This window comes from Paraburkholderia lycopersici, from assembly GCF_900096975.1.
GTDB classification, from domain to species: Bacteria; Pseudomonadota; Gammaproteobacteria; order Burkholderiales; family Burkholderiaceae; genus Paraburkholderia; species Paraburkholderia lycopersici.
On record NZ_FMYQ01000027.1, the window covers coordinates 66,207 to 85,749 of the forward strand.

The following is a 19,543-nucleotide window of genomic DNA, read 5'->3' on the forward strand; positions in this document are numbered from 1 at the left end:
GATCGTGAGTGGCTGCAAGCACGCGCATAAAACGGGCGCCGATCGCGCGTGGATCAAGGCGCACGGTCCGTACCGCCGCCCGCGCCTGTTTCAACCGTTGCGCCAGTCTGCGGCGCCGCGCCCAGCGCGCGGCCCACTGCGTCGCGCGTACGGGCGAACTCCTTCTCGAAGTCAAGGGTACGGCGGGCGGTCGACATCGCCATGATGACGTCGACGCCGTGGCCCTCGCCATCGGGACCCGCCCGGTCCTTCAGCCAGAACCACAAGCGCCGCTCACGCACATAAAACATCGAAAAGATGCCGAGCACGAGCAACAGGCTGCCAAGATACACGACTTTCTTGCCCGGCGCGCGCGTCAGCTGAAATACCGAAGCTTGCACCTGCCTGAATGAATCAAGCTGTAGATAGACGGGAGATCCGTACAGGAAGCTGTCGGATATCGCGTTGATCGAGTCCTGTACGAAGCGCGCGGCGTCGGCATCGGGTTTCAGATCGGGCTCGCCGGCCTGCTCGCGGGCGAGTTGCCACAGATCCCATGTCGCACCCTCCAGCATGCGCAGCAGGAGACCCGCGGCCTTCTCCTGCTGGTCCTTCGGCACCGACTTGTCGATGAACGCCGCCACGGCCTGGAAGCCACCGGCCGCGCCGCCAGCCAGGCCTGCGGCCCCCCCTTGCTGCGCATCGGCGCCCGAGAAAAGCGTCAGCACGCGTTCGGCGCTGTCCTCGAGATGCTGCTGCAACTCGCGGTTCGAAGCGGGGACGGAGCGTGCCGCGAAACGCTTCGCCGCCTGGGCGCGCAGCGCGGGGTCCTCGAACGCGGCTCGCAGCCTCATCCACTCCTTAGGCGTGCCCGCGCTGTCGGCGGGAATGCGCAGGTAGCGGAACGGATCGTCGGGATTCTCGCGCATGCCCGCGAGAAACATGCGATCGCCGCCGCCCACGTCCACGGGCAGCATGTAGTTGTTGTACTCGCGCGCCTGGCCGTTCTTGTCGCGCACCTTGTACTGCACCGAGGGCCCGACGTTATGCAGGTCGAGCGGCTTCGAGCTCTTCGCGCCGGAACCGAGGCGTTCATCGAACGCCTCCTTGAGCGACTGATGCGCGACGCCGCGCGCGTCGTTCGCGCCGCTGCCGTTCGAGATGTTCTCGACGTTGATCGCGCGGAAGTCCGCGAATTCGATAGTTTGCCCGTCCACGCCCGGCACCGTCTGGCCGGCGGGCACGGCGAGGGGCGCCGAATTGCCGATCGTCCCGCCGAACGGGAAGCTCTTCGCGCTCCCGCCCGACATGGGCCACGCGGTCATCGACATCTGCGAGCCGCCGTCCTGGAAACTCGACTGGTAAATCGACACGCCGTCGTACTCGAATGGCTCGTTCACTTCGATGCGCGCCGGAATGCGCTGGCCCGTCTTGTGATCGATCACGACGATGTCGCTCGCGAAGAGCTTGGGCATGCCCGTCGAGTAGTAATCGACGATGAACTTGTTGAGCTGGATCGAGAACGGCAGGTCCTGGATCAGCGAACCGTCGGGCTGGTTGAGGATGGCCGTGGAAACGTACTGGCCCTCCGGCACCCAGGCGTAGCCGCGGAACGTCGGGTTCGAGGTCGAAAGCCGGTGCTCGGGCGCAATGTCGTTGATGACGGCATTGCTGCGGATGGGCGTCTTGTCGAAGAGCCACATCTGGAACTTGATCGGCAGGTTGCTGTCGAGCAACCCGCCGATGCAGATGATCACGATCGCGAGGTGCGCGAAGATGTAGCCGATCTTCGTGAGCGCGCCGCGCTTGGCCGCGATGAGCGTGGCGGCCTCCGTTTCGCGCGTCACGAACCGGTAGCCCATGCGCCCCACCAGCTTGCCGAGCGTGGCCGCCGTTTGCCCGCGCGTGCCGCCCTCGACCGCGAATTCGCCCTTGTGATGGAACGCGCGCAGGCTGCCTTCGCGCACCTTGTCTTTCCAGCTTTTCACGTCCGCGAGCATCTTCGGCGCGTTGCGGATCACGCACAGCGAGATCGACACGACGAGAAAGCCGAGGATCGTCATGAACCACCACGCGCTGTAAACCGTGTAGAGGCTCAGTGAGCGGAAGATGTCGGCCCAGAAGGGGCCGAACTGGTTGACGTAGTTCGGGTACGGGTCGTCCTGCGTGAGCACCGTGCCGATGATGCTCGCAATGGCGAGCACGACGAGCAGCGCAATCGCGAAGCGCATCGAACTGAGCAGTTCGACGGCGCTCCTCACCGCCTTCCGGCGGACATTCAACTGCAAACCCTGCGTGGTGACGCTCATTCAAACTCCGCTTTTCGCTTCTTGCTGGTCGGCGCTACAGCAAAAAAGGGTGCAGGCGCGCCGCCAGCATGACGACGCCCTCACCCTTTTTCTTGTTCTTCGGCCAGTCCGCCAAACGCAGCCAACTGCGACAGACAGCTGCGGCGGACAACCGCGCGGCGAGCCGCTCCGCTCAGTGCAGGCCGGCGGCGTAATCGGCGACGGCCTTGATCTCGTCGTCGGAGAGCCGGTGCGCGATGGCCCGCATCGGATCGTTATTGTTGCGCGTGCCCTGCTGGAAAGCATTGAGCTGTGCCACGATATATTCCGACCACTGGCCAGACAGGCGCGGATACTGGATCGGAATGCCCTGCCCCGTGGGTCCGTGGCACGCCGCGCAGGCCGGCACGCCCCTTTCGGCGATGCCGCCGCGCCAGATCGACTGGCCGAACGGCACGGTCTTCGCATCGCGCGCGTAGCCGGGCTTGGGGGTCTGCGAGGCGAACCAGGCGGCGACGTTGATCATATCCTGGTCAGAGAGGGCGGCCGCGAAACCCGCCATGATGGGATTGGCGCGCGCGGCGGGCTTGCCGCCGGGCTGCGGCTTGAAATCCTTGAGTTGCTTGACGAGATAGTCGGCGTGCTGGCCGGCGAGTTTCGGATAGGCGCCGCCGGTGCTGTTGCCGTCCGCCGCGTGACAGGCCGCGCACACCTGCGCGGCGATGGCTTGCCCCCGGGCGACGTCCGGTTTGGCGGGCGTTCCCTGATCCGCCGCTTGCGCCTGCACCGCCATCACGAATAAACCTGCTGTAAGACCTGACGCTATCGCACTCTCGAACACCTTCAAGGACTTGCCCAGTCGATTCATTCGCGCACCTTGTTTCGTCTTGTGGGAATCAGGTTCTGCAATGGACGACAGCGACCGATCTACGCCGTAAGGCCCGCGCCGGCCTCACCGGTATTCAGTAAACCGTCGCATTGTACAATAGCGCGCAAGGCGGCACCGCGCCAGTCAGGCCTGCCCCCGATATCCCAGATTCCACCCCGAGCGCTTTCGGGTCCGGCGGGCCACCCGCCGCGTTGTTTCATATTGTGGTCCTATCCGATGGCCTTCCTGCTGCACCAAGCCCGCTTCTTCACGACGGTCAACCACCTGCGCGATCTGCCCGCCACGGCGCGGCCCGAGGTGGCATTCGCCGGTCGGTCGAACGCCGGCAAGTCCACCGCCATCAATTTGCTGTGCAATCAGAAACGTCTCGCGTTCGCCTCGAAGACACCTGGCCGCACGCAGCACATCAACTACTTCGCAGTCGGTCCCGCCGACGAACCGGCCGGCTATCTCGTCGACTTGCCCGGTTACGGCTATGCCGAAGTGCCGGAAGCCGCGAAGGCGCATTGGGAGCAGTTGCTCTCGCTCTATCTGCAAACGCGCGCGCAACTTTCGGGTCTCGTACTGATGATGGACGCGCGCCGCCCGCTCACCGAACTCGACCGCCGCATGGTCGAATGGTTTGCGCCGACGGGCAAACCCATTCACGCCCTCCTGACGAAGTGCGACAAATTGACGCGTCAAGAAAGCGTGGTCGCGCTGCGCACGGCAAACAAGGCGTTCGACGAATACCGCAAGCAAGGCTATGAAGGAAAGCTAAGCGCCCAGCTCTTTTCGGCGCTCAAGCGCGTGGGGCTGGACGAGGCGCACGCCGTGATCGAGAGCTGGATCGTGCCGCAAGAGGCCGCGAGCGAAGCGGCGGAATAAGACGCCACATAGGCGGGTCGTTGCTCATAGGCTCCGCAGGCCCGCAGCCAGCTCGGAGCCCGTGCCATCAGGCATTTCGCGTGCTTTCGTCAGATCTTTTCGCAATGCCGACCGAGTTTCGCCGCGTATAGGTAACAGCGGGTAACAGCGGGCATCAGCGCACATACGACCCCCTGCCCCAGACCGCCAACGCGCTTTTCCGTTCGGCTCGCAGGCGCCGCGGTCCTTCCCCGCATCCAGAAAAAAACCCGCCGTAGTTGCCGGCGGGTTAAACAGCCTTATCGAAAAACGACAGGCACCCGCTCAGGGAGGAGAAGCGGGGAGCTCGGCGACAGGCGCCTCGCTCGATCGGTATGATATACCATTGTCCCGAAAAGTTTCCTGCGCTCCGGGCCCCCTCCCGTTCAAGATATCCGCCGACATGAGCTTCTACCCGCATCATCGTCCGCGCCGCATGCGACGTGACGATTTCTCGCGCCGTCTGATGCGCGAAAACCTCCTCACCACGAACGACCTGATCTACCCCGTATTCGTCATTGCTGGCAACAACGTGCGCGAAGCCGTGCCGTCGATGCCCGGCGTCGAACGCGTGTCGATCGATCTGCTGATGGGCGTCGCCGAGCAGTGCGTCGAACTCGGCATTCCGGTGCTTTCGCTCTTCCCCGTCGTCGATCCCGCCCTCAAGACGCCCGATGGCATCGAGGCCACGAATCCCGACGGCGTGATTCCGCGTGCCGTGCGCGAGTTGAAGAAGCGCTTCCCCGATCTCGGCGTGCTTTGCGACGTCGCGCTCGACCCGTACACGAGCCACGGCCAGGACGGCGTGCTCGACGAAAATGGCTACGTCATCAACGACGAGACCATCGAGATCCTCGTCGCGCAGGCGCGCGTGCAGGCCGAAGCGGGCGTCGATATCGTCGCGCCGTCGGACATGATGGATGGCCGTATCGGCGCGATCCGCGAGATGCTGGAGAGCGAAAACCACATCCACGTGCGCATCATGGCCTACTCGGCCAAATATGCTTCGGCGTTCTACGGCCCGTTCCGCGACGCCGTGGGCTCGGCGTCGAATCTGGGCAAGAGCAACAAGATGACCTATCAGATGGACCCGTCCAACTCCGACGAAGCGCTGCGCGAAGTGCGCCTCGACATCGAGGAAGGCGCCGACATGGTGATGGTCAAGCCCGGCATGCCGTACCTCGACATCGTGCGTCGCGTGAAGGACGAATTCCGCTTCCCGACCTATGTGTACCAGGTGAGCGGCGAGTACGCCATGCTCAAGGCCGCCGCGCAAAACGGCTGGCTCGACCACGACAAGGTGATGATGGAGTCGCTGCTCGCGTTCAAGCGCGCGGGCGCCGACGGCATCCTCACGTATTTCGCGCTCGACGCAGCGCGTTTGCTGCGCGCCCAGAAGTAAGCGCGGCGCGCATCGCATGAAAAAAGGCACGTCCGCGGACGTGCCTTTTTGCTTCCAGAGTCCGCGTAAATCCGCTTACGCACGATACCGGCGATCAAGTTGACGGCGAGGCCGACGGTTGCGCCGCCGGAGCGGTCACGCGATCAAGCCTCGCGAGAAAGCGGTCGGCGTTCTCGTAGCCGACCACGCGCAACACTTCACGACCCTGCGTATCGAAGAAGATGATGCCCGGCGGTCCGAACAAACCGAAGCGCTTGAGCAGCGCCTGATCGTTGGTGTTGTTGGCGGTCACGTCGGCACGCAACAGGCCAAGCTGCGCGAGGCGCGCCTGTACGCGCGGATCGCTGAACGTGAACTTCTCCATCTCCTTGCAGCTCACGCACCAGTCGGCGTAGAAGTCGAGCATCGACGGCTTGCCTGCGGTTTTGAGCGCCACGTCGAGCTGCGCAGGCGAGCGCACCGGCGCAAATGCGAGCGCATTCGCTTCGCCGGCGCCGGCGCCGGGGGGCTTTGTACCGGCAACGGCGGCGTCGCTCGCACCGCCCGCGCGCGTCGCGAGCACCGCGAGCGGACGCAGCGGATCGGTCGACCCCGCCGCGAGACCGACGATGAGCGTCGCGGCCCAGATCGCGAACGCGGCACCCACGCCGCGCCCGAGGCGCCGCCAGACGTTGGACGCGCCCGCATTCGGCGTGAAAAGCCCGAGCGCGGCGGCTGCGAGCAGCAGCCAGAGCGCGGCGAACAGCATCTGCGCAGCCGCGCCGAGCACCGGCCAGACGATCCACAGCGCGGCGGCCAGCAGCACGACGCCGAAGAATACCTTTACGCCGTCCATCCATGCGCCCGCGCGCGGCAGCAGCGAGCCCGCGCCGAGGCCGAGGATCATCAGCGGGACGCCAAGTCCGAGGCCCATCGCGAAGAGCGCTGCGCCGCCGAGCACGGCGTTGCCGGTATGGGCGATGAACGCGAGCACCGCGAAAAGCGGCGCGGTCATGCAGGCGCCCACCACGAGCGCGGAGAGCGCGCCCATCACCGCGACTGCGGCGAATTTGCCGCCCGAGCGGCCCTGCGTGGCGCGCGAGGCGCCGTCCTGCCAGCGCTGCGGCAGTGCGATGTCATAGCCCGCGATCAGCATGACGGCGAACGTAGCAAGGAGCACGGCGAACACGCCGAGCACCCATGGATTCTGCAGCCAGGCACCGAGACTCTGGCCGACCAGCGCAGCGGCAATGCCAAGGACGGTGTAGACGAGCGCCATGCCGAGCACGTAGACGAACGAAAGCGCGAAGGCGCGCGCGCGGGTCACGCGCGCGCCTTCGCCGACGATGATCGCCGAGAGGATCGGGATCATCGGATACGAGCAGGGCAAGAGGCTCAGCACCATGCCCGCGACGAAGTACAGGCCGATCACAGCGAAGAACCCGCCGCCTTGCAGCAGCGATTGCGCGTAGTCGGCACTTGTGGCGCGTTCGTACCAAGGTTCGGTGCCGGCGGTGACGGCCGCGGCGTTTGTTTGCGGCACGGGTGCGGGCGATGCCGGACGAGCCGCATCCGGCGCCGCGCTTTGGCCTGCCGTCGCGGCCTGCAAAGCGGCACCGGTCACATGGTAGACGTGCTCGGCAGGCGGATAACAGATGCCCGCGTCGGCACAGCCCTGCGACGTCACGGCGAGATCGAACGGGCCGATCGCCTTTTGTACCGGCACCCGGATCGTCACCTCGCCGCGATAGGTTTCGACGTTCTTCTGAAACGTCGGATCGAACTTCACATGGCCGGGCGGGATCTGGGCAACGCCGAGCTGCGCCGTGCCATTGCGCGCCGCAAAGGCGAAGCGCTCGCGGTACATGTAGTAGCCGTCCGCGATCTTGAAGTGCACGTCGACCATGCCTGGCGCTTCACTCGCGCTGAATGTGAACGCCTGATCGGGCGGCAGGAAATCATCGTCTGCGGCACGCGCGAGAGACGCGCCGAACAACATCGGCAGCAGGCAGCAGACGAGCAGGAAAAAGCCGGACAGCGAGGCGTGCGGCGCGGCGCGGGAACGCCGAACAAAGCGGTTAAACATGAATGGTGCGCCGGGTCTCGGCATTGACCCATTGCCCATAAGCGTTCGACGCCGTCACTTGCCAGGAGAGAATCTCGGGCGTTTCGTAGGGATGCTGGGTCTGGATGAACTGTTCGAGCTCGGCCGCTCGGGCAACGCTCGTCTTGAAAAGCAACTGGATCTCTTCGCCCGACTCGATCCTGCCCTGCCAGTGATACTGCGAGTGCACGGCGCCAAGGCGCGACACGCACGCGGCGAGACGCTGCGCGAGCGCTGCGGAAGCAAGCGTTTCGGCGGTGTCCCCGTCGGGCACCGTAGTCAGCATCAAGGTCACATTGAGGGTCACGACGACTCCGGCGTGGCGCCCGCGCGCAACAGCGGGCGCGGGCTTCGAGGCAGAACGTTATCGTACCATCGGCGCCGATTGGCTTCCCTCCCGCGCCATGACGACAAAGAGCCGCTACAAAGATAAACAGGCCGCGCCGCCCTTTAATCCGCACCGAAAACAAAAAAGCCAGGCTAAGCCTGGCTTTTTTTGCATGCCACCCGATGCAAGCTCGAGCGACTGGAAGCTTATTCCGCTTCCTGGACGTTCTCTTCGGCCACTTCCGGGCGGTCGAGCAGTTCGACCAGCGCCATCGGCGCGTTGTCGCCGACGCGGAAACCGAACTTCAGGATGCGCAGGTAGCCGCCCGGACGGTTCGCGAAACGCGGACCGAGCACGTCGAACAGCTTCGTGACCGAGTCACGATCGCGCAGGCGGTTGAACGCCAGACGGCGGTTTGCCAGCGACGGCTTCTTGCCGAGCGTGATGAGGGGCTCGACGACCTTGCGGAGTTCCTTCGCCTTCGGCAGCGTGGTCTTGATGACTTCGTGCTCGATCAGCGAGTTGGACATGTTACGGAGCATTGCCAGACGGTGGCTGCTCGTGCGGTTCAGTTTCCGCAGACCATGACGGTGACGCATTTCAGTTTCCTTGAAACAAAGTTTTGGTCCAGCTCTTCTATCGCCCCTTTACAGCGAGGCACGGGCCGGTACGTGAAAAAGGCAAGACGCGGATTCTAAAGGAAAATCCGCGTCCGTGCCACAGACTTACTTGTCGAGACCGGCCGGCGGCCAGTTTTCGAGCTTCATGCCGAGCGTGAGACCGCGCGAAGCGAGCACTTCCTTGATCTCGTTGAGCGACTTGCGACCGAGGTTCGGGGTCTTGAGCAGCTCGTTCTCGGTGCGCTGGATCAGGTCGCCGATGTAGTAGATGTTCTCGGCCTTCAGACAGTTCGCCGAGCGAACCGTGAGTTCGAGATCGTCCACCGGACGCAGCAGGATCGGGTCGATCTGCGGCGCGCGCGACGGGGCTTCCGCCGCCGTTTCCGTGCCTTCCAGCGCAGCGAACACCGACAGCTGATCCACGAGGATGCGCGCCGACTGGCGGATCGCTTCCTCCGGCGAGATCACGCCGTTGGTCTCGATGTTCATCACGAGCTTGTCGAGGTCGGTACGCTGCTCGACGCGCGCGCTTTCCACGGCGTAGCTCACGCGGCGAACCGGCGAGAACGACGCGTCCAGCACGATGCGGCCGATGATCTTGGCCGACTCGTCGCCGTAGCGGCGCACGTTGCCCGGCACGTAGCCGCGGCCCTTTTCGATCTTGATCTGCACGTCGAGCTTGCCGCCCTTCGTCAGATGCGCAACGACGTGTTCCGGGTTGATGACTTCGCAGTCGTGCGAAAGCTCGATGTCGCCGGCGGTGACGACGCCTTCGCCTTCCTTGCGCAGCGTAACCGTCACTTCGTCACGGTTATGCAGCTTGAACACCACACCCTTCAGGTTCAACAGCAGGTTGACCACATCCTCTTGCACACCATCGAGCGTCGAGTATTCGTGCACGACGCCTGCGATCGTCACTTCGGTCGGCGCGTAGCCCACCATCGACGACAGCAGCACGCGCCGAAGCGCGTTACCCAAGGTGTGGCCATAACCGCGTTCGAACGGCTCCATGACCACTTTCGCGTGGTTGTCGCCGAGCGATTCCACAGCGATGATCTTGGGTTTCAACAAACTGGTTTGCATAGGTTTTCCTTTTCAATACCCTCGGCTCGTTACACCGATAAGGCTGAGATGGCAACAACCTGAAAAAAACGGCCGAGGCCGCCTCCTGCGCGAAGCACAGAGGTTACCCCGGCCGTCAATTCGATTAGCGCGAATACAATTCGACGATCAGGCTTTCGTTGATGTCGCCAGCGATGTCGCTGCGCTCGGGCATACCCTTGAAGGTGCCTTCGAACTTCTTCGCGTCGACCGCGACCCAACCCGGCATACCGCCTTGCTCGGCGAGCGACAGGGCTTCGACGATACGCGCCTGCTTCTTCGCCTTTTCGCGAATCGAGACGACGTCGCCAGCTTTCACTTGCATCGAGGGGATATTCGCGACGACGCCGTTCAGCGTGAGAGCCTTGTGGCTCACGAGCTGGCGCGCTTCAGCGCGGGTCGATGCGAAGCCCATGCGGTACACGACGTTGTCGAGACGCGATTCGAGCAGTTGCAGCAGGTTTTCGCCGGTGTTGCCCTTGCGGCGATCGGCTTCCGCAAAGTAGCGGCGGAACTGACGCTCGAGCACGCCGTAGATGCGCTTCACTTTTTGCTTTTCGCGAAGCTGCGTGCCGTAGTCGGACGTACGGGCGCCCGAGGTGCGACCGTGCTGGCCCGGCTTGCTGTCGAGCTTGCACTTGTCGGCGAGCGAGCGGCGCGCGCTCTTCAGGAACAGGTCGGTGCCTTCACGGCGGGACAGCTTGGCCTTCGGGCCGATATAACGTGCCACGTTGCTTTCCTTCGATGATTGATCACGTGAACCTTGCGGGTTTCACGCTAGTCCGGCCCTTTGGACCGAACGGTGGGCTTAGTCAATTCAATAACGCCGAGAGCCTGGGTCGCCGTTCCCGGCGGCTCAGGCGTTCGGCTAAAGCGACGCCTTAGATACGGCGGCGCTTCGGCGGACGGCAGCCGTTGTGCGGGACCGGCGTCACGTCGGAGATCGCGGTGATCTTGATGCCAAGACCATGCAGCGCGCGCACCGCCGATTCGCGGCCGGGACCAGGGCCCTTGATCCGCACTTCGAGGTTCTTCACGCCGTATTCCATCGCCACTCGGCCAGCCGACTCGGCTGCAACCTGGGCTGCGAAGGGGGTCGACTTACGCGAACCCTTGAAGCCCTGACCGCCCGAGGTCGCCCAGGCAAGCGCGTTGCCTTGACGGTCGGTGATCGTGATGATGGTGTTGTTGAACGACGCGTGAACGTGAACCACGCCCTCGGCGACGTTCTTCTTGACCTTCTTGCGAACGCGTTGCGCCGCGGAGTTGTTCGAAGCCTTAGCCATTACGTTTTCCTGTAACTGTCAGTTCCGCTTACTTCTTCAGCGACTGTGCTGCGCGGCGCGGACCCTTGCGCGTGCGCGCATTGGTGCGCGTACGCTGGCCACGCAGGGGCAGGCCCTTGCGATGGCGCACGCCGCGGTAGCAGCCGAGGTCCATCAGGCGCTTGATGTTCATCGTGACTTCACGGCGCAGATCGCCTTCGACGACAAACTTGCCCACTTCCTCACGCAGCTTTTCGAGATCCGCGTCGTTCAGGTCCTTGACCTTCTTGTTAAACGGCACACCAGCGGACACGCAGATGTTGCGCGAACGCGTGCGGCCGATACCGAAAATCGCCGTCAGGCCGATTTCCGTGTGCTGGTGGTTCGGGATGTTAACCCCTGCGATACGAGCCATTGTTTTTCCTCAAACAAAAAGCGCAAGCGCGCTAATCAGCCTTGGCGCTGCTTGTGGCGCGGGTCCGAGCTGCAGATCACACGAACGACGCCGTTGCGCTTGATGATTTTGCAGTTGCGGCAAATGCGCTTTACCGATGCCATCACTTTCATGATATTACCCTTTTTCCTAAATCACTTCGCCCGGAACACGATCCGCGCACGCGACAGATCGTAAGGCGTCAACTCAACCGTCACCTTGTCGCCCGGGAGAATGCGGATGTAGTGCATCCGCATCTTTCCGGAAATATGTCCCAGAACGACATGGCCGTTTTCCAGCTTCACCCGGAAGGTCGCGTTGGGGAGATTTTCGATAACCTCGCCTTGCATCTGGATTACATCGTCTTTGGCCATAGGTCCTTTCAACGCATCGGGACGCCGCCGCCCTTGAAGTTGGCCTTCTTGAGCAGCGATTCATATTGTTGCGACATCACGTACGACTGCACCTGCGCCATGAAGTCCATTGTGACGACGACAATGATCAGCAGCGACGTTCCACCAAAATAAAACGGCACATTCCAGCGCAGCACCAGAAACTCCGGCAGCAGGCAAACGAACACGATATAGATCGCACCGGCCAGCGTCAGACGCGTGAGGATGCGGTCGATATAACGTGCCGTCTGATCGCCCGGGCGGATGCCAGGTACGAACGCGCCACTCTTTTTCAGGTTGTCGGCCGTTTCCCTGCTGTTGAACACCAATGCGGTGTAAAAGAAGCAGAAGAACACGATCGCCAACGCATACAGCAACACGTACACGGGCTGGCCAGGCTTGAGGGCTTCGGCCACGTTGTGCAGCGTGTCCGCGAACCAGCCGGTTCGCGAACCCGAACTGAACCAGTTCAGGATGGTTGCCGGGAACAGGATGATCGACGACGCGAAGATCGGCGGAATCACACCCGACATGTTCAGCTTGAGCGGCAGGTGGGACGACTGCCCGCCGTAAATCTTGTTACCGACCTGACGCTTCGCATAGTTCACGAGGATCTTGCGCTGGCCGCGCTCGATGAACACCACCAGATACGTCACGGCTGCGATCAGCACGACCACGATGATCGCCGAGATGATGCTCATCGAGCCGGTGCGAACCAGTTCGAAAAGCCCACCGAGCGCATTCGGGAAGCCCGCCGCGATCCCACCGAAGATGATGATCGAAATACCGTTGCCGAGCCCGCGCTCCGTGATCTGCTCACCGAGCCACATCAGGAACATCGTGCCGGTCACGAGCGTCACGACCGTCGTCAGGCGGAACACCATGCCCGGATCGATCACGAGGCCAGGCTGATTCTCCAGCGCGACCGCGATGCCGAACGCCTGAAACGTCGCCAGCACCACCGTGAAGATCCGCGTGTACTGCGTGATCTTGCGTTGCCCAGCCTGCCCTTCCTTCTTCAGCGCTTCGAGCTGCGGCGAAACGATCGCCATCAGCTGCAGGATGATCGACGCCGAGATATACGGCATCACACCCAGCGCGAAAATCGTAAACCGAGACAGCGCGCCACCCGAGAACATGTTGAACATGCCCAGGATGCCGCCCGACTGGCTCTGGAAGAGCTTCGCCAGTTGGTCCGGATCGATACCCGGAACCGGAATATGCGCGCCGATGCGATAAACGACCAGCGCCAGCAGCAGGAACACTGCACGCCGGCGCAGGTCGCCGAACTTCGGAGCGCTGCGACCGGTTTTTGCGAGACTCGGGCTGTTAGCCAAGTAGCTTCTCCGATGCAGATGCTAGTGACGGCGGGCAAGCCCGCACGCACCACTCACAATCACTCGGCAAAAGAGCCGCCTGCTGCTTCGATCGCAGCACGCGCGCTCTTCGTCGCACCCAGACCCTTCACGACGACCTTGCGCTTGATCTCGCCGGTGGCGATGATCTTTGCGCTTCTGGTCAGTTCGCCCACGAGGCCTGCCTGCTTGAGGGCCAGCAGATCGACTTCGTCGACCGGCAGCTTCTCGATGTCGGCGAGGCGCACTTCACCGACGAATTCCTTCGTCAGCGAAGTGAAGCCGCGCTTCGGCAGACGACGCTGCAGCGGCATTTGACCGCCTTCGAAGCCAACCTTGTGGAAGCCGCCCGAACGCGATTTCTGACCCTTGTGACCACGGCCGGCGGTCTTGCCGAGGCCGGAGCCGATGCCGCGACCGACGCGACGCTTGGCGTGCTTCGCGCCTTCTGCCGGCTTCAGGTTATTCAATTCCATTTCAAACTCCTGGAGTCTTTGGTCCGCGTGCGCTTTAACCGATGACCTTGACGAGGTACGAGACCTTGTTGATCATGCCGCGCACTGCCGGCGTGTCCTGCAGCTCGGAAACCGAGTTCAGGCGGCGCAGGCCGAGACCGCGCACAGTGGCGCGGTGCGATTCGCGGGTCCCAATCAGGCTCTTGACGAGCTGAACCTTGACAGTTTTTTCAGACATGGTGCCCACCCTTAGCCCAGAATGTCTTCGACGGACTTGCCGCGCTTCGCCGCGATGTCGGCCGGCGTCGACTGCTTGCGCAGGCCGTCCAGCGTCGCACGAACGAGGTTGTACGGGTTCGTCGAACCGTGGCTCTTGGCCACGACGTTCTGCACGCCCATCACGTCGAACACTGCGCGCATCGGGCCGCCGGCGATCACGCCGGTACCGTCCTTCGCCGGAGCGAGGAGGACCACCGATGCGCCGTGCTTGCCATGCACTTCGTGTTGCAGGGTGCCGTTCTTCAGGGGCACCTTGAACATGTTGCGGCGAGCTTGTTCCATCGCCTTCTGGACAGCAACCGGCACTTCCTTCGCCTTGCCCTTGCCCATACCGACGCGGCCATCACCGTCGCCGACCACGGTCAGTGCGGCGAAGCCGAGAATACGGCCACCCTTCACGACCTTGGTCACGCGATTGACCGAAATCATTTTTTCGCGAAGGCCGTCGTCGCGTTCGTCAGCCTGAACTTTCGCTTGCATCTTTGCCATGACGAATTCCTTCCTTAGAACTTGAGCCCGGCTTCACGCGCAGCCTCAGCCAGCGCCTTGACGCGGCCGTGGTAGCGGAAACCCGAGCGGTCAAAGGCGACGGATTCGATGCCGGCAGCCTTGGCCTTTTCTGCGATACGCTTGCCGATCAGCGTGGCAGCGGCGACGTTGCCGCCCTTGCCCGACTGGTCAGCCAGTTGCGCACGCACTTCGGCTTCGAGCGTCGACGCGCTGGCCAGCACCTTGGTGCCGCAGGGCGAGAACACTTGCGCATAGATGTGCGTGTTCGTGCGATGCACGGCCAGACGCGCGACCTGCAGCTCAGCGATCTTGAGACGCGTCTGACGAGCGCGGCGCAGGCGAGATTGAGTCTTATCCATGATTGCGCACCCTTACTTCTTCTTCGTTTCTTTGAGGATCACAACCTCGTCGGCATAACGCACGCCCTTGCCCTTGTAGGGTTCAGGCGGACGATAACCGCGCACTTCCGCAGCGGTTTGGCCGACTTTCTGCTTGTCGATCCCCTTGATCACGATTTCCGTTTGCGACGGGGTTTCAGCCTTGACGCCTTCCGGCATCTGGTGCACCACGGGGTGCGAGAAACCCAGCGACAGGTTCAGCTTGTCGCCTTGCGCTTGAGCACGATAACCGACGCCAACCAGCGTCAGCTTGCGCTCGAAACCCTTCGTCACGCCTTGCACCATGTTCGCGACGATCGCGCGCATCGTGCCCGACATCGCATTGGCTTCGCGGCTTTCATCGGTCGGCTCGAACTTGAGCGTACCGTTGTCGTTCACCACCTTCACGAGGCGGTTCGCAGCTTGCGAAATCGTACCCAGCGGGCCCTTGACGGTAATCTTCTCGTCGCTGAGCGTCGCTTCTGCGCCTTGCAGCGCGATCGGGCTCTTACCTACTCGAGACATGTTTCTTCTCCTTAGGTCTTAAGCGACGTAGCAGATAACTTCGCCGCCGACGCCATTAGCGCGCGCCTTGCGGTCCGTCATCACGCCCTTCGGCGTCGAAACGATCGCCACGCCGAGGCCGTTCATGACCTGGGGGATCTCGTTGCGGCCGCGGTACACGCGCAGACCGGGCTTCGAGACGCGCTCGAGGCGCTCGATGACCGGACGGCCGGCGTAGTACTTCAACGCGATGTTCAATTCCGACTTCGCACCTTCGGTTTTCACCGCGAAGTCGTCGATATAACCTTCGTCCTTCAGAACCTGCGCAATCGCAATCTTCACTTTCGACGAGGGCATAGCAACCGAAACCTTCTCGACCATCTGCGCATTGCGGATGCGAGTCAGCATATCGGCGATAGGATCACTCATGCTCATTTATGTTTCTCCTATTACCAGCTCGCCTTGGTGACGCCAGGAATCTCGCCACGGAACGCGATTTCACGAATCTTGTTACGTGCGAGACCGAATTTGCGGAACGTGCCACGCGGACGGCCCGTGATCGCGCAGCGGTTACGCTTGCGGGTCGGGTTCGAGTTGCGGGGCAGTTGTTGCAGTTCGAGGCGAGCTGCGTAGCGCTCTTCTTCCGACTTGCTTTGGTCGTCGATGATCGCCTTCAGCGCTGCGCGCTTCGGCGCAAATTTCGCTGCCAGACGAGCGCGCTTCTTTTCACGTTCGATCAGTGCCAGTTTAGCCACGGTAACCTCAGTTTCTGAACGGGAACTTGAAGCCGGCGAGCAGTGCCTTTGCTTCTTCGTCGGTCTTCGCAGTCGTCGTGATGCTGATGTTCAGCCCACGCAGCGCGTCGATCTTGTCGTAGTCGATTTCGGGGAAAATGATCTGCTCTTTCACACCGATGTTGTAGTTACCACGGCCGTCGAACGCCTTGCCCGACACGCCGCGGAAGTCGCGCACGCGGGGCAGCGCCACCGTCACGAAACGGTCGAGGAATTCGTACATGGCCTGGCCACGCAGCGTGACCATCGTGCCGATCGGATAGCCTTCGCGGATCTTGAAACCGGCGATTGCCTTGCGCGACTTCGTGATGACGGGCTTCTGGCCGGCGATCTTCGTGAGGTCGCCAACGGCGTGCTCGAGGACCTTCTTGTCGGCGACGGCTTCGCCAAGACCCATGTTCAGGGTGATCTTGGTGAGGCGCGGCACTTCCATGATGGACTTGTAACCGAACTTCTCGATCAGGCCCGGAACGACCTTCTCTTTATAAAATTCTTGCAAACGTGCCATTTTTTACTCCGCAGCGTCAGGCGCTCAGAACAGCACCGGTCGTCTTCAGGAACCGAACCTTCTTGTCCCCTTCGACCTTGATGCCGACACGCGACGGCTTGCCGTTCGCGTCGACCAGCGCGACGTTCGAAATCTGCAGCGGCATCGCCTTGGCTTCCACGCCGCCAGTCGTACCCTTCATGGGGTTCGGCTTCACATGCTTCTTGACGATGTTGATGCCGTCGACAGTGACGCGCTCTTCGCCCACGGCCAGCACGACACCGCGCTTGCCCTTGTCTTTGCCGGTGATGACGATGACTTCGTCACCCTTGCGAATCTTATTCATCGCGACTCCTTACAGCACTTCCGGCGCAAGCGAAACGATCTTCATGAATCGTTCGCTACGCAGCTCACGCGTGACCGGCCCAAAGATACGGGTGCCGATCGGCTCAAGCTTGGTATTCAAAAGCACGGCGGCGTTGCCATCGAACTTGATCAGCGAGCCGTCTTGACGGCGCACGCCCTTCGCGGTGCGAACCACAACAGCGTTGTAGATTTCGCCCTTCTTCACGCGCCCACGCGGCGTTGCTTCCTTGACGCTCACCTTGATGATGTCGCCAATGCTGGCATAACGACGCTTCGAGCCGCCGAGCACCTTGATGCACATGACTTCACGCGCACCCGTGTTGTCGGCCACTTCAAGCCGAGTTTCGGTCTGGATCATGGTTTATCTTTCCCAACTTAATCCGGTTGCGCCACCATGGCACATCCGGTCAGTCTTGGTCCCGTCAGCCGCGCCGCCACTAGAACGACCGCTCAGCTGCTTGGGTAAGAACAGCAGCGACGGCAAACGAAACCGGCCATCGCATTCCGGTGAATCTTGCTAACCCGGACTGGCGCCCGGATTTTGCTTCCCCACCTATTTTCGCTTGCCGCTTTGCCAACAGCAAACCCATAAAGAGGGAAGACCAAGATTGTAACTGGACAATCTTGGTCTTGCAAGCGAAATCTTTAGCGATTTCAACTACTTCTGCACCCCGGAAACTGGCTCCCCGGGGCGTTGCGTCACTTTTTAGATGACGCGTGCCGCTTCGACCAGCTTCGACACGGTCCAGGCCTTCGTCTTCGACAGAGGACGGGTTTCCTGGATTTCGACGAGGTCGCCCTCGTTGTACGTGTTCGATTCGTCGTGAGCGTGGTACTTCTTCGACTGCACGACGTACTTGCCGTAGATCGGGTGCTTGACGCGGCGCTCGACCAGGACGGTGACCGTCTTGTCCATCTTGTTGCTGACGACCTTGCCGACCAGCGTCCGCTTAAGCGAGGTTTTCACGCTTTCGTTCATTTCTGGTTCGCCTTCTCAGTCAGGACGGTCCGCACACGTGCGATGTCGCGACGAACCTTCTTCAGCTGGCTCGTGTTCGTGAGCTGCTGGGTCGCGAGTTGCATGCGCAGGCCGAATTGCGCCTTCAAGAGGTCCGACAGCTCCTTGTTGAGCGCGGCCTTGTCTTTCTGGTGAAGTTCGGATGCCTTCATCATTCACTCCTTAGGCGCCGAGCTGGCGAACCATGAAGACCGTCTTCAGCGGCAGCTTGGCTGCAGCCAGACGGAAGGCTTCACGGGCCAGTTCTTCGGTCACACCATCCATTTCGTACAGCATCTTGCCCGGCTGAATCTCGGCGACGTAGTACTCCGGGTTACCCTTACCGTTACCCATACGTACTTCGGCCGGCTTTTGCGAGATCGGCTTGTCCGGGAAAATGCGAATCCAGATGCGGCCGCCGCGCTTGATGTGACGCGTCATTGCACGACGTGCCGCTTCAATCTGACGCGCGGTCAGGCGACCGCGACCGATAGCTTTCAGACCGTATTCACCGAACGAAACCGCGTTGCCGCGCGTTGCGACGCCGGTGTTACGACCCTTCTGCTCTTTGCGATACTTCCTGCGTTTCGGTTGCAGCATCGTTATTCTCCACTCTTGCCGTCACCGCCGGCGGCGCCACCAGCACCGCGGCGGGGCGCGCCACGACGGGCACCCGGTGCGCCTTCGCCATCACGGCGCGGGCGGCGATCGCCAGGACGTGCGTTGCGGCGCGGACGCTTTTCTTCGGCGACTTCTTCCACCACCGGTGCGTCGTTGCGGCCGAGCGTGTCGCCCTTGTAGACCCAGACCTTCACGCCGATGATGCCGTACGTCGTCTTCGCTTCCGAGGTTGCGTAGTCGATGTCGGCACGCAGCGTGTGAAGCGGCACACGACCTTCGCGATACCACTCGGTACGCGCGATTTCGATGCCGTTCAGACGGCCGGCGCTCATGATCTTGATGCCCTGGGCACCCAGACGCATCGCGTTCTGCATCGCGCGCTTCATCGCGCGGCGGAACATGATCCGGCGCTCGAGCTGCTGCGTGATCGAATCGGCGATCAGTTGCGCATCGGTTTCCGGCTTGCGGATTTCCTCGATGTTGACGTGAACGGGCACGCCCATGCGCTTCTGCAGTTCGGCCTTGAGGAGTTCGATGTCCTCGCCCTTCTTGCCGATCACGACACCCGGACGCGAGCTGTAAATCGTGATGCGGGCGTTCTTTGCCGGACGCTCGATCACAACACGGCCCACCGAAGCGTTCTTCAGCTTCTTCTTCAGGTATTCACGAACACCGATGTCTTCCTTCAACATCGCCGCGAAATTGTTGTTGTTCGCGTACCAGCGCGAAGCCCAATTGCGGCTGACGGCCAAACGGAAGCCAGTCGGATGAATTTTCTGTCCCATCGTATGGCTCCTTAATTCCCGACCGTCACAGTGATGTGACAGGATTGCTTCTCGATGCGGTTGCCGCGGCCCTTGGCGCGCGCGGTGAAACGCTTCAGCGAAGCCGCCTTGTCGACGTAGATGCTCTTGATCTTGAGCTCGTCGATGTCAGCACCTTCGTTGTGTTCCGCGTTTGCGATCGCCGAGAGCACAACCTTTTTCACGATGCCAGCCGCTTTCTTCGGCGAGAACGTCAGGACGTTCAGCGCCTTGTCGACCGGCAGACCGCGGATCTGGTCAGCCACAAGGCGCGTTTTCTGCGCCGAGATGCGGGCACCGCGATGAATTGCCTTCACTTCCATCTTGATT

General features: G+C 62.1%; 29 protein-coding genes. 2 read left to right on the top strand and 27 right to left on the bottom strand.

Annotation, left to right across the window (positions count from 1 at the left end; genetic code table 11):
* Positions 1-53 precede the first annotated feature (53 nt).
* Together BLU17_RS24650 and BLU17_RS24655 are read right to left on the bottom strand one after the other, a co-directional pair.
* On the bottom strand, positions 54-2,288 hold the full coding sequence (locus BLU17_RS24650; RefSeq protein WP_092002718.1) for a cytochrome c biogenesis protein ResB: 2,235 nt from the start codon (positions 2,286-2,288) through the stop codon (positions 54-56).
* Positions 2,289-2,460: 172 nt separating this feature from the next.
* Positions 2,461-3,135 carry a c-type cytochrome gene (locus BLU17_RS24655; RefSeq protein WP_092002721.1) on the bottom strand — a complete coding sequence of 225 codons (675 nt, stop codon included), beginning with the start codon at positions 3,133-3,135 and terminating at the stop codon, positions 2,461-2,463.
* 237 nt (positions 3,136-3,372) lie between these two features.
* On the opposite strand from BLU17_RS24655, the gene yihA reads away from it, so the two are divergent.
* Entirely contained in the window at positions 3,373-4,023 is a 651-nt protein-coding gene (yihA, locus tag BLU17_RS24660) for a ribosome biogenesis GTP-binding protein YihA/YsxC (RefSeq protein WP_092002724.1), read from the top strand.
* A 421-nt stretch (positions 4,024-4,444) separates the two neighbouring features.
* The gene (gene hemB / locus BLU17_RS24665; protein WP_092002727.1) at positions 4,445-5,443 is read left to right on the top strand and encodes a porphobilinogen synthase; all 999 of its coding nucleotides are present in this window, start codon (positions 4,445-4,447) and stop codon (positions 5,441-5,443) included.
* A gap of 94 nt (positions 5,444-5,537) precedes the next feature.
* Here the strand turns inward: hemB and dsbD are convergent, their stop codons facing one another.
* The 25 genes from dsbD to rplV all read right to left on the bottom strand — a co-directional run bounded on the left by dsbD (position 5,538) and on the right by rplV (position 19,536).
* Positions 5,538-7,508, bottom strand: coding sequence for a protein-disulfide reductase DsbD (gene dsbD / locus BLU17_RS24670; RefSeq protein WP_092002731.1), 1,971 nt, complete (start codon positions 7,506-7,508; stop codon positions 5,538-5,540).
* On the bottom strand, positions 7,501-7,812 hold the full coding sequence (cutA, locus tag BLU17_RS24675) for a divalent-cation tolerance protein CutA (RefSeq protein ID WP_176929190.1): 312 nt from the start codon (positions 7,810-7,812) through the stop codon (positions 7,501-7,503). The genes dsbD and cutA overlap by 8 nt, the downstream gene beginning before the upstream one ends.
* A 248-nt stretch (positions 7,813-8,060) precedes the next feature.
* A complete protein-coding gene (gene rplQ, locus BLU17_RS24680) occupies positions 8,061-8,453 on the bottom strand; it encodes a 50S ribosomal protein L17 (RefSeq protein ID WP_027797304.1) in 393 nt (130 codons plus the stop codon).
* Between the two features lie 126 nt (positions 8,454-8,579).
* Complete coding sequence (locus BLU17_RS24685; protein WP_027819335.1) at positions 8,580-9,557, bottom strand: DNA-directed RNA polymerase subunit alpha; 978 nt, start codon at positions 9,555-9,557, stop codon at positions 8,580-8,582.
* Positions 9,558-9,681: 124 nt separating this feature from the next.
* On the bottom strand, positions 9,682-10,305 hold the full coding sequence (rpsD, locus tag BLU17_RS24690) for a 30S ribosomal protein S4 (RefSeq protein ID WP_092002737.1): 624 nt from the start codon (positions 10,303-10,305) through the stop codon (positions 9,682-9,684).
* A 151-nt stretch (positions 10,306-10,456) separates the two neighbouring features.
* Complete coding sequence (gene rpsK / locus BLU17_RS24695) at positions 10,457-10,861, bottom strand: 30S ribosomal protein S11 (protein ID WP_006052224.1); 405 nt, start codon at positions 10,859-10,861, stop codon at positions 10,457-10,459.
* 28 nt (positions 10,862-10,889) lie between these two features.
* Positions 10,890-11,255, bottom strand: coding sequence for a 30S ribosomal protein S13 (rpsM, locus tag BLU17_RS24700; RefSeq protein WP_092002740.1), 366 nt, complete (start codon positions 11,253-11,255; stop codon positions 10,890-10,892).
* Positions 11,256-11,290: 35 nt separating this feature from the next.
* Positions 11,291-11,407, bottom strand: coding sequence for a 50S ribosomal protein L36 (rpmJ, locus tag BLU17_RS24705; protein ID WP_027819338.1), 117 nt, complete (start codon positions 11,405-11,407; stop codon positions 11,291-11,293).
* A 21-nt stretch (positions 11,408-11,428) separates the two neighbouring features.
* Positions 11,429-11,647 (bottom strand): translation initiation factor IF-1, encoded by a 219-nt coding sequence (gene infA, locus BLU17_RS24710; RefSeq protein WP_004521905.1) that lies wholly within the window; start codon positions 11,645-11,647, stop codon positions 11,429-11,431.
* An 8-nt stretch (positions 11,648-11,655) separates the two neighbouring features.
* Positions 11,656-13,002, bottom strand: coding sequence for a preprotein translocase subunit SecY (gene secY / locus BLU17_RS24715; protein ID WP_028206524.1), 1,347 nt, complete (start codon positions 13,000-13,002; stop codon positions 11,656-11,658).
* Positions 13,003-13,061: 59 nt separating this feature from the next.
* A complete protein-coding gene (rplO, locus tag BLU17_RS24720) occupies positions 13,062-13,496 on the bottom strand; it encodes a 50S ribosomal protein L15 (protein ID WP_092002743.1) in 435 nt (144 codons plus the stop codon).
* A gap of 34 nt (positions 13,497-13,530) precedes the next feature.
* Positions 13,531-13,713, bottom strand: a complete 183-nt coding sequence (gene rpmD, locus BLU17_RS24725) for a 50S ribosomal protein L30 (protein ID WP_004202755.1) — start codon at positions 13,711-13,713, stop codon at positions 13,531-13,533.
* 11 nt (positions 13,714-13,724) lie between these two features.
* Complete coding sequence (gene rpsE, locus BLU17_RS24730) at positions 13,725-14,243, bottom strand: 30S ribosomal protein S5 (protein ID WP_042269744.1); 519 nt, start codon at positions 14,241-14,243, stop codon at positions 13,725-13,727.
* 14 nt (positions 14,244-14,257) lie between these two features.
* A complete protein-coding gene (gene rplR, locus BLU17_RS24735; protein ID WP_028228149.1) occupies positions 14,258-14,623 on the bottom strand; it encodes a 50S ribosomal protein L18 in 366 nt (121 codons plus the stop codon).
* Positions 14,624-14,635: 12 nt separating this feature from the next.
* Positions 14,636-15,166 carry a 50S ribosomal protein L6 gene (gene rplF / locus BLU17_RS24740; protein WP_028222619.1) on the bottom strand — a complete coding sequence of 177 codons (531 nt, stop codon included), beginning with the start codon at positions 15,164-15,166 and terminating at the stop codon, positions 14,636-14,638.
* 18 nt (positions 15,167-15,184) lie between these two features.
* Entirely contained in the window at positions 15,185-15,580 is a 396-nt protein-coding gene (rpsH, locus tag BLU17_RS24745; protein ID WP_092002746.1) for a 30S ribosomal protein S8, read from the bottom strand.
* 14 nt (positions 15,581-15,594) lie between these two features.
* The gene (gene rpsN, locus BLU17_RS24750; protein ID WP_028228152.1) at positions 15,595-15,900 is read right to left on the bottom strand and encodes a 30S ribosomal protein S14; all 306 of its coding nucleotides are present in this window, start codon (positions 15,898-15,900) and stop codon (positions 15,595-15,597) included.
* A gap of 7 nt (positions 15,901-15,907) precedes the next feature.
* Positions 15,908-16,447 (bottom strand): 50S ribosomal protein L5, encoded by a 540-nt coding sequence (rplE, locus tag BLU17_RS24755; protein ID WP_092002749.1) that lies wholly within the window; start codon positions 16,445-16,447, stop codon positions 15,908-15,910.
* Between the two features lie 16 nt (positions 16,448-16,463).
* Entirely contained in the window at positions 16,464-16,772 is a 309-nt protein-coding gene (rplX, locus tag BLU17_RS24760) for a 50S ribosomal protein L24 (protein ID WP_092002752.1), read from the bottom strand.
* A gap of 9 nt (positions 16,773-16,781) precedes the next feature.
* Positions 16,782-17,150 (bottom strand): 50S ribosomal protein L14, encoded by a 369-nt coding sequence (gene rplN / locus BLU17_RS24765; RefSeq protein ID WP_028213345.1) that lies wholly within the window; start codon positions 17,148-17,150, stop codon positions 16,782-16,784.
* Between the two features lie 348 nt (positions 17,151-17,498).
* Positions 17,499-17,771 carry a 30S ribosomal protein S17 gene (gene rpsQ, locus BLU17_RS24770; protein WP_065062790.1) on the bottom strand — a complete coding sequence of 91 codons (273 nt, stop codon included), beginning with the start codon at positions 17,769-17,771 and terminating at the stop codon, positions 17,499-17,501.
* Positions 17,768-17,962 carry a 50S ribosomal protein L29 gene (rpmC, locus tag BLU17_RS24775; protein WP_075159014.1) on the bottom strand — a complete coding sequence of 65 codons (195 nt, stop codon included), beginning with the start codon at positions 17,960-17,962 and terminating at the stop codon, positions 17,768-17,770. The genes rpsQ and rpmC overlap by 4 nt, the downstream gene beginning before the upstream one ends.
* A 10-nt stretch (positions 17,963-17,972) precedes the next feature.
* Positions 17,973-18,389, bottom strand: a complete 417-nt coding sequence (gene rplP / locus BLU17_RS24780; RefSeq protein ID WP_092002755.1) for a 50S ribosomal protein L16 — start codon at positions 18,387-18,389, stop codon at positions 17,973-17,975.
* A 2-nt stretch (positions 18,390-18,391) separates the two neighbouring features.
* Positions 18,392-19,195, bottom strand: coding sequence for a 30S ribosomal protein S3 (rpsC, locus tag BLU17_RS24785; protein ID WP_092002758.1), 804 nt, complete (start codon positions 19,193-19,195; stop codon positions 18,392-18,394).
* A gap of 11 nt (positions 19,196-19,206) precedes the next feature.
* Positions 19,207-19,536: a 50S ribosomal protein L22 gene (gene rplV, locus BLU17_RS24790; protein WP_004199272.1), complete on the bottom strand. Its 330-nt coding sequence runs from the start codon at positions 19,534-19,536 to the stop codon at positions 19,207-19,209.
* Between the last annotated feature and the right edge of the window lie 7 nt (positions 19,537-19,543).